This window comes from Pseudomonas sp. PDM22, assembly GCF_014851965.1.
Taxonomy (GTDB): Bacteria; Pseudomonadota; Gammaproteobacteria; order Pseudomonadales; family Pseudomonadaceae; genus Pseudomonas.
The window spans coordinates 552,798-569,886 of sequence record NZ_JACVAR010000003.1; the positions used below are offsets into that span (position 1 = coordinate 552,798).

Below are 17,089 nucleotides of genomic sequence, written 5' to 3' on the forward strand. Positions count from 1 at the left end.
GAATCACTCCTTGCCAACGCGACGCAGGTCGGCGTCGACCATCATGTGGATAAGGTTCTCCAGGCTGGTCTTGGGACTCCAGCCCAACACTCGCTCGGCCTTTCCAGGGTTACCCAGCAGCACGTCCACTTCCGCCGGGCGGAAGAAGGCCGGGTCGATCACCACATGATCCTGGTACTTCAGACCTACATATTCGAAGGCGATGCGGCACATCTCGCGGACGGTGGTCGTCACGCCGGTGGCGACAACGTAATCATCCGGCTGCTCCTGCTGCAGCATCAGCCACATGGCTTCGACGTAATCGCCGGCAAAACCCCAGTCACGCTTGGCGTCGATGTTGCCCAGGCGCAGCTCGCTCTGCTTGCCCTGCTTGATGCGGGCCACCGCATCGGTGACCTTGCGCGTCACGAATTCGATGCCGCGCAGCGGTGATTCATGGTTGAAGAGGATGCCGCTGGAGGCGTGGAGCTTGAAGCTCTCGCGGTAGTTCACGGTGATCCAGTGGCCATAGAGCTTGGCCACGCCGTAGGGGCTGCGCGGGTAGAACGGCGTGTTCTCGTCCTGCCGCTCGGCCTGGATCAGGCCGAACATCTCACTGGTGGATGCCTGGTAGAAGCGCGTTTCCGGACTGAACTGGCGGATGGCTTCCAGCAGGTGGGTCACGCCCAGGCCATCGACGATGCCGGTGGTAACCGGCTGGTCCCAGGAGCTGCCGACAAAGCTCTGTGCGCCAAGGTTGTAGAGTTCGTCCGGCTTGGCCTTGATCACGGCACGCTGCACCGAGGAAGCGTCTGCCAGATCGCCATCGAGGTAGATCACCTCGGACTCGATCCCCAGTTCACGCAAGCGCCAACGTGTATCACTGCTGCGGCGAGCCACCAGACCGTGGACCTTGTAGCCCTTTTCCAGCAGCAGTTTCGCAAGGTAGGCGCCATCCTGTCCGGTCAGGCCGGTGATCAGAGCACTTTTTGTCATTCTTCTAGCATCCGTGATGGCTCGCAGATGAAAGCGCTGCGAGCTCGTTTTAGTTATGTCGGAGTCTCGATCGGCTTCCACCCGAGCGATGCCTCCGCGTGCAGCACATTACCTGGGACCCCGTTCCCCCTGGCAGGCCTGGCGGGGTCCTGAAGCGGCGACAGGTATCGCCAGCAGTGGTCGCAAACCCAGCGCGACCGGTGTCACTCCTGCAAGGCGCGGACATCCCAGTCAGCCAGCACATCCAGCAGGATCTGCTCCATCCCGTGAGCCGGCTTCCAGCCGGTTTCACTCTGCAGCTTGGCATTGCTGCCTCGAACACGCCTTTGCTCGGCCTTGCGCAGCTTCTGCGGATCCTGGCGAATCTGCAGTTCCACGCCGGCCAGCGCGGCCATCTGGGCGATCAGGTCGCGCACGCGATACTCCTGGCCCGAACAAACGTTGTACACCTCCCCCGAACGCCCCTTTTCGAGCAATGCGAAGTAGGCCGACAGAACATCACGCACATCGAGGAAGTCGCGGGTGACATCGATGTCCCCTACCTCGATACACGCATCCTGCAATCCATGACGAATACGCGCGAGTTGTCTTGCGACCGCCGGTATCACGAAATCAGCCTTCTGGCCCATTCCCACGTGGTTGAACGGGCGTGCCACCATCATGCGCCAAGGTTCGGCGAAGCTCCACTGCTGACAAAGCAGCTCCGCCGAGAGCTTGCTCACGCCGTAGGGGTTCCTCGGCCTCGGCAGCTGCAACTCGGTAACGGGCAGCTGATCCTCGCTCACCTGCCCGTAGACATCCCCGGAGCTCACGTAGAGAAAGGCCCCGGAAAAACCGCAACGCTTGAGTGACTGCAGCAGGTTCAGCGTGCCGATGACGTTCACCTGCAAGGTTCCGGCAGGATCACGGAAAGCCTGCGGCACGAACGTCTGGCCCGCCAGGTGAATCACCGCGTCCGGCACATCGTCGCGCAGATACTCATCGAAAGCCCCGGGCTCGGCCAGATCCAGGCGCGGCAGCTCCATCAACTGCCATTGCGGCTCCAGCGACGCTCGAAGCTGGGTGCCCACGAAACCGGAAAGCCCTGTTACCAGCAATCGTTTGTTCAAAGGCCAGTCTCTCTGATTGTTCTCAAGGAAAGGAACCCGAAATGGCTGACCGGTTGGTCACAGCAACGCGAGAACACTCTCGCCTTCTGTGACCCGAAAACGGTCGCAAGGTTTTCAACAATTGAACCGGCAGCACTCACTCGGGCGCCCGCGCGCCCGGCGTATCCATCCGGGTCCCCTCGAGCGGCTGCGTGTCCGGATGCGGGGCATCCACCACCGGGACACCCGCGGAAAACCGCTCCAGCCGCTCCCGCGCAATCCGCGCGCCCTTGCGCCGCAGCGGCTCTTCGACAAATCGATAATTCAGCTCACTGGCGATCAGCGCAATCGCCAACGCCGTCACCACCAGTTCCAGGGTAAATGACTTGTCGAGCTCGATGCCTTGCGCCGCAGCATAGCGATACCAGATCTCACGGCTCAGGTGATAAGCGCAGATATGAATGACGTACAAGCCGTAGGAGCGCGACCCCAGCCAGAGCAGCGGCCGCGACAGCACCGCCGGACAGTACAGGTACCCCTGCTGGTAGCTGGCGACCCACACCAGCAGCAGCGCAACGATAGCGATCAGCCCCACGGCGATGGGCATCGCGATGAGCTGGCCGGGAATGGCCCCCAGCAGGTAGAGCAAGACGAGTGCGAAGGCCAGGCGCAGCCAGGCGCTCTTGCCCAGGAAGGTGGGCTCGAATTGTCGAAGCAACGGCGTGCGTCCCGCCAGGCAGAGCAGCACGCCCCACATCATCGCGTCGAGCCGGAATGAGTTGAGCATGGCGCTGGTCGGCGTCCCGAACATATTGCGATCAAGGCCGAACTGCAGGGCGATGAGCACCAGCAGCAACCCGACACGCCAGCGGAAAGCCGTCACACAGAGCAGGAAGAATGGCAGGAGGAAGTAGAATTGTTCTTCCAGCGCCAGACTCCAGTAGACCGCGTTGGGGCCCAGCATCCCGCCGTACTGGTTCGCCAGGTTACCGCTGAAGGTCGCTACCGCAGCAAAACTGCGCAGGTTCTCGAACCAGGAGCCGAAGGCGCCGCTGCGATTGAACAGCACTGACAGCGCCAGGGGAATCAGGATCCACAACCAGGCGGTCGGCAACAGCCGGTAAATGCGCCGCAACCAGAAGCTCTGGGCCGCAATGGCAAAACTGCCCTGCTGCCGATGCTGGTCGAAATAGTCCAGATAGCTCTTGCAGACGATGTAACCGGAAATGCAGAAGAACAGATCCACACCCGACCAGGGCATGTACAGGCTGAAAAAGCGACCGAACAGCGCGTCGTAGTAGGGCAACAGCATAGGCACGTGGCACAGCAACGTCATGCCGATAGCAACGGCCCGCAGGTACTCGATCTCCGGGTTTTTACCCTTGCTCATGCGCATTCCTCGACTTTCCTCATTTCCTGCATGGCAAGACGCTTTCCGGCCTGCGCGGAGCATTGCCTCATGATCACCGTCCAAACCCCTGCTCCACCGCCAGGCCAGACGAAGCCTCAGGCAGATCGCCTGATATCCGCCGCGCCATCAGCGCCCCGCGACGACGCAGTGGCGTCTCCAGCAGACGGAAATTCAGCTCACTCAACACGACGATCAAAGCCGTCGAGCACAGCACGAAAGGGTAGAAGAAGCGATCATCCACCGGCAGCTGTGGGTACAGGCGGGCGGCGAATTCGCGTGTAGCGAAAAACGCCGGCACGTGGATCAGGTAGATGGCATAAGAGCGCGTGCCAATCCAGATGATTACCTGACGCCAGGGGCCCACCGGAACGAACAGCTCTGCGTCATAGGACGCCATCCAGACCAGCACGATGGAACAGATCGCCACCAGGCTGAACTTGTAGATGCCCACATCGAGGGTATCCGACCAGAACGCCCCCATGAGCAGGCTGATAGCAACCAGCACCACGCTGCCACCCCGGGCAGGCAGTAGCGAACGCAGTCGCTCGTAGGAGGCCCTACGGCTCCACATCGCCAGCAACACGCCCAGCATCAGCGCGTCGCTGCGGAACATCACCATCACCAGGCCGCGGGAAGCGAACAGCTGGTACACCACCAGCACAAGCAACACATGGACCAGCCAGCGGCGAGCCAGCAGGGCAATCAGCGGCAGCAGGATATAGAACTGCTCTTCCAGCGACAGGCTCCAGTACACGAAGCTGGCACCGTACTCGCTGCGCATGAAGGTCTCGGCAAAGCGCCAGTTGGCGAACTGCAGGACGCCGGCATAAGTTGCGTCGAGGTTGGCGCCCCAACTGCCGAAAACACCTGTGCTATTGAAGTACACGACAGCCAGTAACACCACGGCCAGCCAGAACCAGGCAGAAGGCAACAAGCGCCAGGCTCGGCGGACCCAGAAGGCGAGTATGCAACGCCAGGCCGAGCCGGCTTCCGCGGCGGCCCTCAGCCGCGGCAACAGATCGCGAGCAATGACGAACCCGGAAATGGCGAGGAACAGGTCCACGCCAAAGCCGCCGGAGAAATGCGCGGTCAAGGCATCGAAGCGCGGAGAGGTCCAGGAAATCAGGTTGCCGTGGGCATGGTGCAGCACCACGAAGAGCACCGCGAAGGCGCGCAGAATCTCGATGTCGGCAATCCGACCCTTGCTCATTGGCTGCACCGGCTGTTCATTACCACTGACACTCCCGCCTACGCCGGCTTGCGCGCAATGATCGCCTGGCTCTTGGGCATCGCATTGTCCAGGGCCTTCTTGATCCGTGGCCCCTCTTCCGTGGCCAGCATCATGTTCCAGGTGCGCGTCCAACTATCGAGCAGCGGGTGCCACGGCGGCGAGAGGTCCTGCTTGCAGGCCCAGAAGAAGAACCACCACACCGACCAGTAGAAGCCGTAATGGGCCTGACGCTCGATGACCAGACCCGAGTCGCGGACCAGTTGCTCGAAGGCTTCGCGCTCGAACACTCGAATATGGTTGGGATGTTCGAAATAGGCAGGAGGAGCCAATTCCTTCTGCACGCTTTCGCCCAGGGGATCGGGCACGGTGATCAAGTAGAGCGCGCCGGGTTTGCCGACGCGGACCAGTTCGCTCATGAACTGTGCCGGGTCCTCGACATGCTCCAGCACTTCCATCGCCACGACCTTGTCCACCCGAGCATCGGGCAGCGGAATCGGATTCGCGTCGGTGACCAGGGGCAGCATGGCGCGGGCATTGGAGCCCTGCAGAGCACGCTCGACGCCGGCCACCTTGTCGGCATCGATGTCGGCGAAGATCACCTCCGCACCACGCTGGGCACAGAACTGCACGAAAGGTCCGTCGCCACAGCCGATGTCGAGCACAGAGTCGTCTGCACTGATCGGGAAGCCCTCGAACAGCTCATCGGTCTCCTGGTGGAACCAGCCACTCAGATAGGTATCCTTGAGCGTCGACAGGTTTTCGACCGGTACAGTCACCGGATCGGGGGTGCGTTCGGGCTCTGCGGCCGGCGCCGGCTTGCGGCCCAGGCCCTTGATGAACTCCAGCATGTCAGCTCCAGCTATGGCGGGTGTATGCCGCGGCAACGCCTGCGGCCAGAAGCGCTTCAAGGCAGGCGCGGCTCAAGCGCACGCCTCCTCCTCAATCTCCAGCAATTGACACAGCCGCTGCCGGGCCACCGTCTGGGAGCAATGACCACGCATGCGCTCGATGGCATTGGCCGACAGCTGGCGATAACGCTCCGGTGCACCGAGGTAGCAGCGATAGGCAGCGAGATAGCCATCGCGCAGCGACGCCCAGTCCAACTGGTGACGGCAGGTGCGGTAGGCCAGTCGCGGGTCGTGCGGCCAGGCAGTGCCGTCCTCCCAGCTGTTCACCACGAAGCCGACGTCAGTGTCCATGTAGTCCAGCATCGCCGAGTTGCGCGGGGCCAGTGCGGGAATCCCGCAGGACAGCATTTCCATCAGCGGCAGGCACTGGCCCTCACCATGCGAGGCGTTGACCACGAAGTCGCTGGCTTCGATCAAGGCGTTAAAGTCGCTCTGTTCGAGGAAGCCATGCACCAGCACGATGCGGCAGCGGAATTCCGGCAGGCGCGCCAGCGTGGTCAGCATGGCCTCGACGGCGGAGCGGTATTCCTGGTGCGTCAGCTTGAACAGCAGGGTCGCATCGGGCTCATCGCGGAACGCGGTACAGAACGCCGTGAGAATGTCGGTCCAGTTCTTGCGGCCATCGTAGGGATTGAGGATCGAGGTGAAGACCACCCCGTCGAGCACCAGCTCATGGCTTGCGGGAACCCACCAACCGGTCTCCACCGGATCGGGACTGGAGGTTGGAGCCGACTCCACTGGCAGGGCGGCGGGTAGCGGCCTGGTCGGACGGACCCGGCGCTTGACGGTGGCCAGTGCGCCAGTGACCGGTGCGGGCATGAGCTCGCGCCAGACCAGGCGATACCACTCCAGCAGATAGCGAACCGTGGTGTGAGCCACCTGCAAGGGGCCCGGTCTGCTGCTCGCTTCCGGCGCCATCGCCGGGCCGACCACTGGCTTGGGCTGGCCGGCGGCAATGAATTCTTCCAGTGCGTTGGGACCGGGACGATAAGGCCCAAGGTCCAGCGTACGGGTATCCACCACCACGCCGCGCGGCACTTTGATACGGTGCTCGGCGCTGGCCGGGCGCGGCTGGGCAAGCATCTCCCGCAGGCCTTCCAGGCGATCCCAGACCGGTGCCGGAATGGACGTCACCGGGAAGTCGTCGCGCACCGCGCGGTGAATGGCGCGTACCGTCTGGTTTGAATGCACCACGGCACGTCCCAGCCCGTTGAGGACGAAACGCCAGTCCTGCTCCGACTGACCATGCCAGGTCTCGTCGGGAATGGTGTCGAACTCCCAGGCGAATACCGGAATTGTTGGGCATACCAACCCGCGGACGGTCTTGTGTGGAGGTGAGAACGACAGGAACACGCAGCGCTCGCCTTCGGCCAGCGCCTGGTGGAACAGCGGATCGACCTCGCGTTGCGGGTCCTGCACCACGATGACCTCGCCGAGCTGCCGGAGTACCGGCATGAACTCCTTGAGCACGAAGTAGTAGCTGTACTCCGGCCGGCCGAGGCTGGTGGCGATGTTCGACGCGTTGACTTCCGAATAGATCAGGAACCTCATAGCGCCAGGCTCCTCTTTGCGGTGCCCGGGCAAGACACCAATTGATCGTCAAGGAACTCGCCCAGGCGTCCACTGACCTGCGCCACCGAACAGTACTCATGCATCCTGCGCTCCGCGGCCTCGGACATCCGCCCATAGTCCACAGGGCGCTTGGCCGTCGCATAGCTCTGGCGGTAGGCGGTTACCAGCGACTCCCAGTTCAGGCGGTGCAGGTAGGCACGCAGCAGGGCGCGTGAATCGTGCGGCCAGCTGGCTGGCTGCGGAGCACTGCCAACGATGAACGCGACATCCTCGTCGAGGTAGTCGAGCATCGCGGTATGACGCGGCCCGATCGCCGGCTTGCCGCAGCTGAGGAACTCCATCAACGGCAGGCACAGGCCCTCGCACACCGAGGTGTTCACGTAATAGGTCGAATGGCGGACCAGGTCGCAATACTCCTCGTCCGCAAGGAAGCCATGGATCACCATGATCCGGCACTGGAATGGCGCCAGGCGTGAGAGCAGCGTCATCAGCATCACGCGGTAGCTCTCCAGGTCGTGGTGGGTCATCTTCACCACCAGCGTCGCGTCGGCCACATCGTGGAACGCCCAGCAGAACGCGCTGATCATGTCGATCCAGTTCTTGCGATGGTCGCCGGGGTTGAGCACTGTCGTGTAGACCACTCCGCGCAGCGCCACCTGCCGGGGCTCCGCTTGCGCGGGCTGCGGCGCCGACGGCTCGACCTCGGCGGCCTTGCGCCCGGACGGCAGGAAAGGTGCAACCGCCTCCTCCCACCAGCCTTTGAACAGGGCCTTGGTGGTCAGCCAGCGAATATCGGACGACAAGGGCCCAGCCGGTGACGGCACGAGCGCAGGGGCTGACTGCGGGGGCAACACCAGGCAGTCGGCCGACAAGCCCAGGTGCGGGCTGTCGATCACGTGTCCCGTGAAGCACAGCATTCTTTCCGAGAGGTTCAGACGACGTGCGTCGGCCATGCTCTCGCCCTGGAAGCGATCCCACACGGGTGCTGGCAGAGCGATGATCGGATAGTCGTCGCCCATCACCGCCTTTACCGCATCCGCGGCTTCGCGGCTGAGGGTCAGAGCGGCGCCGGAGCTGGCGAAGACGTGCCGCCAGTCGTTGCGCGGTTCATCACCCCAGGCCTCGGTCGGGATGCTGTCGAATTCCCAGGCGAACACCGGGATGGTCGGACATCGCAAACCTTCTGGCGTCTGCTGCGGCGGGCTGAAACTGAAGAACACGACTTTCCGGCCCTGGGCACTGTGCTGGTCGTAGAGCGCATCGACTTCGTCGAGACTCTTGACCTCGACGACGCTGCCCAGGCGCTGCAATGCAGGTACGAATTCCTTCATCAGGAAGTAGTAGCTGTACTCCGGCTTGCCCAGTGAACTGTGGATGGTGTCCTGGCTGATTTTCGAGCCAATGAGAATGAGCGTATCCATCATGATGCGACCACAGGCCCCGCTCCTGCGCGGTTCTTATTATCGATGCAGCCAGTGACGCAACTGCGAAAATTCTGAAGATGGATGCATAGCACCAGTTCTTAGCCGCGCTGGCAAGAGCCTTTCCGCCGTGAGTACAGATGGGGTGATAACCAAGCAATACAGTTGCGAACTTCCTGGAACTGACCCAGAACAATCGTCCTCCGCTGTGACTGGAGAGTCAGGCTCTTGGTGCGAAATCATGGCCTCCAATGCCACTCGCATCTCGAACAGCCGGAGGACATCGCCATGGAACGCACTCTGCTCGCCCCTACCCCAGCCCAGCGCCTGGCCGCACCAATCCACCCCTGGCGCCTGCTCCAGCAATGGCTGCACAACGCCCGCACCCGCCGCCAGCTCGCCGAGCTGACCAGCCTGCAGCTGGCCGACCTGGGCATCAGCCCCAGCGAACGCGTGAGAGAAATCTCGAAACCATTCTGGCGCTGAATGCTGGTGACACCGGTCAGTCTTGGCTAGTCTGAGCACAGTTAGAGTGGCCGCCCCGGCCACCTTTGCTTGGTCTTATTCCGGAGCCACTCCAATGAAGAACAGCCTTCGCCTGATCGCTGCCGCCGCCCTGATCGGTTGCGCCACCGGTGCCTACGCCACCAGTTTCGTCTACACCACCGACCTGTCGGTGCGCGCCACCGGCGCCACCTCCGACGGCACCTCGGACCTGAGCAACTCCTTCAAGGACGACAAGATCGTCCTCGAAGCCCGTGACGACGCAGCCACCTTCGTCGCCAGCCAGGGCCAGATCCGCGGCGCACACCTGGAAGCCGCCCTCGCCCACATCCGCAGCAAACTGCCGACCCTGGCCGCCAATGACCAGCAGCTGGCCCAGGCCATCCTGACCATCTGATCGGCTGAACCCTCCGCGCCGGGCGCTCCGCCCGGCGCTCTGCGCTGGCTCTCGCCCGCGCATTCCGTTAGCCTTGGCGGCCGTGCTTTCTCGATTGTCCAAGCCCATGCGTACCCTGCTGTTCCTGCTGCCGCTGCTGACCTGTTCGCTGCCCGCCTGGGCATTCGACCAGACCACCCAGTTTCCGGTCGCGACCAGCTACGCCACCAGCCAGGTCACCAGCGCGCCCTTCGACAACAAACTGCTGCGCGGCGCCCGCGACGACGCGGCGCAGTTCGTTGCCACCGATGGAGCCCTGCGCGGTGCCCGCCTGGAGGCTGCGCTGCACTGGCTGCGTCAGCGGCATCCGGAGCTGGCGGCGAACGATCGGGAACTGGCCGAAGCAATTCTTGCCAAATAAGTCGTGAGCAGCTCCCGCTGCCCTTTCGGAGACATCCATGCGCCTCAGCTCGCTTTCCAAGAGCCCCCTGATCCTCGGCCTCCTGCTTGCCGCCTGCGCCTCCACCGCCCAGGCCCAATCGGTGGTCCGCGTGTTCAACATCACCACCAACGCCTTCGCCCGCAGCATCGACTTCACCTCGGACACCACCACCTCCGTGCGTGACATGAAAGTCGTCCGCGAAGCCCGTGACGATGCCGCCAGCTACGTTGGCAGCGACGGCGCGATCCGTGGTGCGCAACTGGAAGCCGCGTTCAAGGTACTGCGCGAGCAGGTGCCGCAGGCTCGCGAAGCCTCCGACCAGGACCTGGCCGAAGCCATCCTCGCTCTGTGAGACTCCGGGCTGGCCGCTGGCTGGCGGCCCTGGCACTGATAGTCGCCGCCAGCAGCCACGCCTCGCTCCGCCTGGAGCTGGAAGCCGACGGCCTGAACGCCGCCCAGCGCCAGGCCAGCCAGCAACTGCTGGACGAAGCCCTGCACACCCTGCCGGACAGCTTCGTGCAGCGCCTGGACCGCAGCGTCGAAGTGCAATGGCGCGACGACCTGCCCAGCAATGGCATGGGCCGCACCCTGCGCCCTGGCGCCATCGCCCTGAATACCCGCTATCTCGGCCCGCTCACCGACGGCAGCGCCGCCACCGAGCAGACCGGCCGCACCCACGGCACCCTGCGCCGCGAACTGCTGGCGACCCTGCTCCATGAGCTGACCCACCTCTACGACCGCGCGCGCCTCTGGGATACCGACGAAGGCCGGGTGATCCGTCGCTGCACGATGCGCGACAAGAGCCTGGGTCGCGTCGGCGCACCGGACGATTGCCGTGGCCAGACCGGCCGCCGCTTCAGCCTCTCGGACGACCCGCGCCTGCTCGACCTCGCCGGCTGGCCGCAATACGCCGGCAAACATGGCGAGCGCGAACAGCACAACCGTTTCCTGCTGCGCAGCCCGGACCGCTACGAGCTGACCAACCCGCGCGAGTATGTCGCGGTGAACATGGAGTACTTCCTCCTCGACCGCAGCTTCGCCTGCCGCCGACCGGCGCTGTACCGCTACTACGCGGAACGCTTCGGCGAGCGCCCGCACGACGAATGCTCGACGCAGTACGCCTACCTCAACGCCGGCCGCGACTTCGGCCGCCAGCCGTTGGGGTATCTCGACCCGGAGCGTGTCTACGAGGTCGACTACCTGATCGCCGAGGCCAACAACGAGATCGCCAGCCGCTGGGGCCACACCATGCTGCGCCTGGTGGTCTGCGCGCCAGGGCGCCCGCGCGGCCCGGCCTGCCGCCTGGACCTCGACCAGCACCTGGTGCTGTCCTACCGCGCCTTCGTCGGCGATCTGCAGCTCTCCAGCTGGGACGGCCTGACCGGCGCCTACCCCTCGCGCCTGTTCGTGCTGCCGCTGTCCCAGGTGATCGAGGAATACACCAAGGTCGAGCTGCGCAGCCTCGCCTCGATTCCGCTCAAGCTCAGCCGCGACGAGGTCGCCAGCCTGGTGGAGCGCTCGGCGCAGAGCCACTGGAGCTACGACGGCAACTACTACTTCCTGTCCAACAACTGCGCGGTGGAGACGCTCAAGCTGCTACGCAGCGGCATCCAGCGCCAGAGCCTGCAGAGCATGGACAGCATCACGCCCTACGGCGTACTCGGCCTGCTGGAGAACAAGGGTATCGCCGACGCCAGCGTGCTGGACAACCCCAAGGAAGCGCTGCGCCTGGGCTATCGCTTCGACTCCTTCCGCGACCGCTACCAGGCCATGTTCGATGTGCTGAAGCAGCGCATGAACGTCCCGCAGGACAAGGTCGAGGACTGGCTCGCCCTACCCGCCGTCGAGCGCCGCCCGTGGTTCGACAAGGCCGACCTGCGCTCGAGCGCCGCCCTGCTGCTGCTCGAACAGGCCTCGCTGCGCCGCCAGCTACTGCTGGCCCAGGACGAACTCAAGCGCCTGTACCTGAGCAACCCGGACGCCATGCAGAGCAAGCCGGACCTCGCCGCGGCCGGCAAGACCTTGCAGCAGATCCTCGACGACAGCGGCTTCCTCAGCCGCCCGGCCGAGCTGCTCGACGGCGGCTACGGCCTGCCCCAGGCGCCGGAGACGGCAACCCTGGAGAAACAGACGCAGCAGCGCCAGCAGCGCCTGCGCCAGCTCAGCGACAACCTCGACCGCGAAGTCCGCGCCTTGCTGACACCGGTACGCCGCGACGAACTGGCCGCGCTGGAAGCCAATACCAAGCAGATCGGCGCGCACCTGCGCGAGCTGCACAAGGCGTCGGGCGGACTGGAGCTGCCCTGAGACTCCGTGACTGCCCTTGTAGGATGGTGTGGAGCGCAGCGATACCCATCAATCCGCCGCGCCGACCGCATGGGTATCGCTGCGCTCCACCCATCCTACGAAGCGTCACCCTGACGTCGGTGCAGCAGCGTTAAAGCTTCTCTTCCCACTCCTCTTCCAACTGCTCGTCCAAGTGTATCCAGGGCAGCCGGCTCTTCACCCAGATATGCCGGTCCGGCAGCACCGTCGCCACCTCGTCCAGCGTCGCCGTCGTGAGGTCGAGGGTCTCCGGTGCCTGGTCGGTGAACAGCGCCAGCTGCGCGCCGCAGCGACTGCAGAAGTAGCGGATGCAGGACGCCGAGGAGCGATACTCGGCCGGCGTCCCGAGGGTCCAGCGGAAGCTGTCCAGAGGCACCGTGGCCCAGGTGGTGACGATACCGCCGGTGGTGCGCCGGCAGATCGAGCAATGGCAATGGGCGACGTCCGTCAGCGCGGCATCGCACTCGTAGCGCAGCTGGCCGCAATGGCAGCCGCCGGCATGTACAGCCTTCATCAGTGAGTCTCCCATTCAGTCGTACTCGGCCTCTTCGTGATCGCCCAGCAGCCGGCGTTGTCGCGGTGTGCAGGCGGCGAGCACCTCGGGGTTGAAGGTCCAGTCCAGGTAGGGTGAGAACTTCTGCGCAACCATCCGGCGCCCATAGTGCACCTGCAGCAGGTAGCGTGTGCGCTCGCTCAGGTTGCAGCTTCCGGCGTGCCACAAGTCGCTGCGAAACAGCAGGCAATCGCCCGCGCGGCAGAGCACCGGCTCGGCCGTCCTGCCCGCCCATTCGCGCTCGTCCGGTGCCGGCGCGCGGCCGGCGCGATGGCTGCCGGGGATCACCCAGGTGGGGCACAGCGCATCATCGATGTCATCGAGATAGATCTGCGCCGTGCAGATGAACATTGGCAGTTCCAGGTCCGCTCCCGGCAGCGCGACAGGCAGGTAGTCCTGGTGCATTTCCGCGCCGATGAAGCCGGGATGGCAGCGCCAGGCGGTCTGGCCGACCACATGGCAGTCCGCGCCCAGCGCGGCTTCCGCCAGCTCGATCAACCCCGGTGGATCGAGAAAGGGCAGCCAGCTCGGAGAGCGGTTGAACACGCACTTGTAGTGATCCACCAGCCCTTCGTAGTCCCAGTGCAGCGGGCGCAGGTCGTCGATCAGCGTACGCACTTCGGCCACCTGTTCGGCATCCAGCAGACCGTGCAGCAGGACGAAACCGTCCTCGCGCAATGCCTGCACGTCGCTCACGCCGGCGCCCCGCTACCCAGTTCGGCCTGGGCGCGCTCCAGAGCGTCGAGGAAGGCCCCCAGCACCTCGCCCGGCTCGGCCCCCTGGCGGGTCACGCAATGGAACTCCGAGACATAGGCCAGCTGCGCCGGGCGGATCGCCCGCAGGCGATCCTGTGCGACCCATTGCGCCGCGTAGTGCGTGGGCAGGTAGCCGATGAAGGTGCCACTGAACACCAGGTTGGCGATGGCCTCCATGCTGTAGGCGTTGGTGGCGCGGCTGAAGACCAGTCCGTGGGGCCGGCGGCTTTCGGTCATGTAGCCGCGGCCGACGTATTCGGCCGCGCAGATCTGCTCCAGGGAAGGCTCGTCCTGCGCACGCGCGAAGAACGGGTGCCCCTGCGCGCAATAGAGGTTCTGCTCCTCGCGGAACAGCAACTGGTAGCAAAGCCCCGACAAGCGATGATGGAAGGCGCCGATGGCCAGTTGCAGGCGCTCCTCCAGCACCGCGTTCTCTAGCTCGTCCGGGCGCTGGGTGTGCAGGTTCAGGCGCACTCGCGGATGCCCCTCGCGGAACAGCCGGAGCGCCAGCGGCAGCGGCCAGCAGTGCTGGCCGAGCACACCGTCGACGCAGCCCAGGTGCAGCACTTCGCGGTCGCGGCCGCCGAGGCCGGTCACCTGTTCGCGGAAGCGTTCGATATCGACGAACAACCCGAGCGCCGCCTCGTACAGCTGCTGCCCTTCCTCGGTAAGCTGGAAGCCGCTGCTGCCGCGTCGGCACAGCGAATAGCCCAGGCGCAGTTCAAGGTCGCGCACCAGCACGCTCAGCCGCGACAGGCTGGTGTTCAGGCGTACCTGGGCGGCGGTGAAGCCGCCCGCCTCGACGATGGTGCAGAAGGTGCGCAGCAGGCGCAGGTCGATATCGGAAAGATTGCCCAGCATGGGAGTTCTCGTGGCGGCGGGCGCAGGCCTTTCGTTATAGCGCCGAGCGCGCCGCCCCGTGAACCCCCAGGGTGGTCAACGGCGTGCGGCGACCGAATCTGCGAGCACGCAGAGCAGCTCGAACATCATGGTGGCGCCCACCAGCGCGGTCGCCCCGCCCTGGTCGAACGGCGGCGAAACCTCCACCACATCGGCGCCGATCAGGTTCAACCCCTGCAGACCGCGGATCATATGCTGCGCCTCCAGCGTGGTCATGCCACCGATCTCCGGCGTGCCGGTACCGGGCGCGTAGGCCGGGTCGAGCACGTCGACGTCGAAGGTCACGTAGGTCGGCCCCTGCCCCACCACCCGGCGCACTTCGGCCAGCGTGGCGGCAACGCCCAGGTCGGCGAACTCTTCCATGTGGATCACGCGAATGCCTTGTTCAAGGGCGAACGCTTCGTCGTCGGCGTCGTAGATCGAACCGCGAATACCGATCTGCACCGTGCGTTTCGGGTCCAGCAAGCCTTCCTCGATGGCACGGCGGAACGGCGTGCCGTGGGTGTAGGGGTTGTCGCCGAAGTAGCGGTCGTTGGTGTCGGAGTGGGCATCGAAGTGCACCATGCCGATGGGTCGCTCGGCGGCCAGCGCGCGGAAGATCGGCAGGGTCACCAGGTGATCGCCGCCCACCGACAGCGGAACGGTGCCGGCGGCATGGATGCGCCGGTAGAAGCCCTCGATCTGCTTGAGCGAATCGAGCAGGTCGATGGGGTTCACCGGAGCGTCGCCGATATCGCCGATGCGCAGCAGGTCATAGGGTGCGATATGGCTGACGTGGTGCACCTTGCGCATCAGGCTCGACTGGTTGCGCACCTCGCGCGGGCCGTGACGGGCGCCGGCGCGGTTGGTGGTGCCGCCATCCCAGGGCACGCCGAGCAGGGCGATATCCACCTGCGCCGGGTCCTCGAAGATCGGCAGGCGCATGAAGCTGGGGATGCCGGCGAAGCGTGGGATCTGCGCGGCATCCAGGGGTTGCGGGAAGTCATGGGGCATGGGGCGTCTCCTGTCTGATTGAGGTTCAGTCGGCCTGCGCCTGCAGGCTGGCGGCGGGTGCTCCGGCGAGGCTGACCACCACGAAGGTGACCAGGCTGGCGAGCAGGCCGTAGGCGATGGGGGTATTGGCGAGCACGCCGTCGATGGCCATGAAGGCGACCACCACCAGGCAGCCGACCACGATGCTGGCCATGGCTCCGCGTGCGGAAGCACGACGCCACAGCAGGGCGCCGAGGATGGGCACGAGCAGGCCGCCGACCAGCAGGTTGTAGGCGATGCTCAGGGCCCCGATGACGTCGTTCACCAGGCATGCCAGAGCCAGCATCACCACGCCCATCATCAAGGTGAACAGGCGGCTCTCACGCAGGCCGTTGGGCGCGCCAGGGCGCAGGAAGCGCGCATAGATGTCCTCCTGGAACACCGTGGCGGCCGCCAGCAGGCAGCCCGAGGCGGTGGACATGATGGCCGACAGCGCCGCCGCGACCACCAGCCCGCGCAGGCCTGGCTGGAGCACCTGGCGGGTGACTTCGGCGTAGGCGTTTTCCGGCACTGCCAGGTTGGGCAGCAGAACGTGGGCGGCGGCGCCGATCAGTGCACAGGCCAGGCCGTATAGCATGCAGTAGACGCCCGCGCCGAGGCCGGCGTAGCGCACCACCTTCTCGCTGCGCGCGGTGAACACGCGCTGCCAGATGTCCTGGCCGATGAGCGCGCCGAAGAAGTACAGCAGGAAGTAGGTCAGGATGGTGTCCAGGCCGATGTGGCCGAGTTCGAAGAAGCCCGCTGGCAGCACTTCCTGCATGCGCGACAGGCCGCCCGCCTCGTGGATCGACAGCGGCAGCAGCACGGCGAAGATGCCGAGGGTCTTGATCACGAACTGGATGATGTCGGTGAGGGTCAGCGACCACATGCCGCCGATCACCGAATAGACGATGACGATGCCGCCGCCGCAGAGGATCGCCGGGATGCGCGGGATTTCGAAGACCACCTCGGTCACCGAGCCGATGGCAATAGTCGCGGTGACCGCCACCATCAGGTCGTAGGCGACCATCACGATGCCGCCGATCAGCCGCGACGACGCCTGGTAGCGCTGCTCGAGGATCTGCGTGACGGTGTAGACCTTCAGCCTCGCGATCTGCCGCGAGAACACCAGGCTGAGGACGATGATCCCCAGGCCCAGCATGAACACCAGCCACAGGCCGGACAGCCCGTAGAGGTAACCCAGCTTCACGGTGCCGATGGTGGACGCGCCACCGAGCACCACCGCAGCCATGGTGCCCAGGTAGAGCCCCGGGCCGAGGCGACGCCCGGCGACAAGGAAGTCGTTCTGGTTGCGCGCCTTGCGCATTCCGTACCAGCCCAGGGCAAGCATGCCCAGGGCGTAGACCAGCATGATCAGGTAATCGAGCAGCATGGCGGGGGGCTCCTGTTGTTGTTGTGTGGGAATCAGGCCTTCGCCCCGCCAGCCTGATGCCCCTCGCCCCGCCGACAAATCCCCGAAGCCGGAAGCCAACTTTCGCCGCCACGAAAGTACTGCTCCAGCCCGCATCCACAGGCCTTCAGGCGCCCTTCCGGCGCCCGAAGCGAAAAACTTCTCCTTCCTCAAGTGCTTGATTCGTATACGTATGTTATCGTTGT

17 protein-coding genes are annotated in these 17,089 nt (G+C 64.9%); 5 read left to right on the plus strand and 12 right to left on the minus strand.

Going from position 1 to position 17,089, the window contains the following annotated elements:
- Positions 1-3 precede the first annotated feature (3 nt).
- From gmd to IB255_RS13530, 7 genes are all read right to left on the minus strand, one after another.
- Positions 4-975, minus strand: coding sequence for a GDP-mannose 4,6-dehydratase (gmd, locus tag IB255_RS13500; protein WP_081518907.1), 972 nt, complete (start codon positions 973-975; stop codon positions 4-6).
- Between the two features lie 203 nt (positions 976-1,178).
- Positions 1,179-2,084, minus strand: a complete 906-nt coding sequence (locus IB255_RS13505; protein WP_081518908.1) for a GDP-mannose 4,6-dehydratase — start codon at positions 2,082-2,084, stop codon at positions 1,179-1,181.
- Between the two features lie 136 nt (positions 2,085-2,220).
- Positions 2,221-3,453 carry an acyltransferase family protein gene (locus IB255_RS13510; RefSeq protein ID WP_192210486.1) on the minus strand — a complete coding sequence of 411 codons (1,233 nt, stop codon included), beginning with the start codon at positions 3,451-3,453 and terminating at the stop codon, positions 2,221-2,223.
- A 73-nt stretch (positions 3,454-3,526) separates the two neighbouring features.
- Entirely contained in the window at positions 3,527-4,684 is a 1,158-nt protein-coding gene (locus IB255_RS13515; RefSeq protein WP_192210487.1) for an acyltransferase family protein, read from the minus strand.
- A 38-nt stretch (positions 4,685-4,722) separates the two neighbouring features.
- Positions 4,723-5,553, minus strand: coding sequence for a class I SAM-dependent methyltransferase (locus IB255_RS13520; protein ID WP_192210488.1), 831 nt, complete (start codon positions 5,551-5,553; stop codon positions 4,723-4,725).
- A gap of 72 nt (positions 5,554-5,625) precedes the next feature.
- The gene (locus tag IB255_RS13525; RefSeq protein ID WP_192210489.1) at positions 5,626-7,164 is read right to left on the minus strand and encodes a glycosyltransferase; all 1,539 of its coding nucleotides are present in this window, start codon (positions 7,162-7,164) and stop codon (positions 5,626-5,628) included.
- Positions 7,161-8,609 (minus strand): glycosyltransferase, encoded by a 1,449-nt coding sequence (locus tag IB255_RS13530; protein WP_081518912.1) that lies wholly within the window; start codon positions 8,607-8,609, stop codon positions 7,161-7,163. Before IB255_RS13530 ends, IB255_RS13525 begins: the two co-directional genes overlap by 4 nt.
- A gap of 285 nt (positions 8,610-8,894) precedes the next feature.
- Between IB255_RS13530 and IB255_RS13535 the strand changes: the two genes are divergently transcribed.
- The 5 genes from IB255_RS13535 (at position 8,895) to IB255_RS13555 (ending at position 12,235) form a co-directional block, all read left to right on the plus strand.
- Positions 8,895-9,092, plus strand: a complete 198-nt coding sequence (locus tag IB255_RS13535; protein ID WP_081518913.1) for a DUF1127 domain-containing protein — start codon at positions 8,895-8,897, stop codon at positions 9,090-9,092.
- Between the two features lie 94 nt (positions 9,093-9,186).
- Positions 9,187-9,507 carry a DUF2388 domain-containing protein gene (locus IB255_RS13540; RefSeq protein WP_081518914.1) on the plus strand — a complete coding sequence of 107 codons (321 nt, stop codon included), beginning with the start codon at positions 9,187-9,189 and terminating at the stop codon, positions 9,505-9,507.
- A gap of 106 nt (positions 9,508-9,613) precedes the next feature.
- Positions 9,614-9,907 (plus strand): DUF2388 domain-containing protein, encoded by a 294-nt coding sequence (locus tag IB255_RS13545; RefSeq protein WP_081518915.1) that lies wholly within the window; start codon positions 9,614-9,616, stop codon positions 9,905-9,907.
- A gap of 37 nt (positions 9,908-9,944) precedes the next feature.
- Positions 9,945-10,280, plus strand: coding sequence for a DUF2388 domain-containing protein (locus IB255_RS13550; RefSeq protein WP_017517696.1), 336 nt, complete (start codon positions 9,945-9,947; stop codon positions 10,278-10,280).
- A complete protein-coding gene (locus IB255_RS13555; RefSeq protein WP_081518916.1) occupies positions 10,277-12,235 on the plus strand; it encodes a DUF4105 domain-containing protein in 1,959 nt (652 codons plus the stop codon). The genes IB255_RS13550 and IB255_RS13555 overlap by 4 nt, the downstream gene beginning before the upstream one ends.
- 130 nt (positions 12,236-12,365) lie before the next feature.
- Here IB255_RS13555 and IB255_RS13560 read toward each other — a convergent pair whose 3' ends face one another.
- The 5 genes from IB255_RS13560 to IB255_RS13580 all read right to left on the minus strand — a co-directional run bounded on the left by IB255_RS13560 (position 12,366) and on the right by IB255_RS13580 (position 16,865).
- Complete coding sequence (locus tag IB255_RS13560) at positions 12,366-12,767, minus strand: GFA family protein (RefSeq protein WP_081519183.1); 402 nt, start codon at positions 12,765-12,767, stop codon at positions 12,366-12,368.
- 15 nt (positions 12,768-12,782) lie between these two features.
- The gene (locus IB255_RS13565; RefSeq protein ID WP_081518917.1) at positions 12,783-13,502 is read right to left on the minus strand and encodes a phytanoyl-CoA dioxygenase family protein; all 720 of its coding nucleotides are present in this window, start codon (positions 13,500-13,502) and stop codon (positions 12,783-12,785) included.
- Positions 13,499-14,422, minus strand: coding sequence for a LysR family transcriptional regulator (locus IB255_RS13570; RefSeq protein ID WP_081518918.1), 924 nt, complete (start codon positions 14,420-14,422; stop codon positions 13,499-13,501). Before IB255_RS13570 ends, IB255_RS13565 begins: the two co-directional genes overlap by 4 nt.
- Before the next feature lie 75 nt (positions 14,423-14,497).
- On the minus strand, positions 14,498-15,454 hold the full coding sequence (gene speB, locus IB255_RS13575) for an agmatinase (RefSeq protein WP_081518919.1): 957 nt from the start codon (positions 15,452-15,454) through the stop codon (positions 14,498-14,500).
- 25 nt (positions 15,455-15,479) lie between these two features.
- Positions 15,480-16,865: a sodium:solute symporter gene (locus tag IB255_RS13580; RefSeq protein WP_081518920.1), complete on the minus strand. Its 1,386-nt coding sequence runs from the start codon at positions 16,863-16,865 to the stop codon at positions 15,480-15,482.
- Between the last annotated feature and the right edge of the window lie 224 nt (positions 16,866-17,089).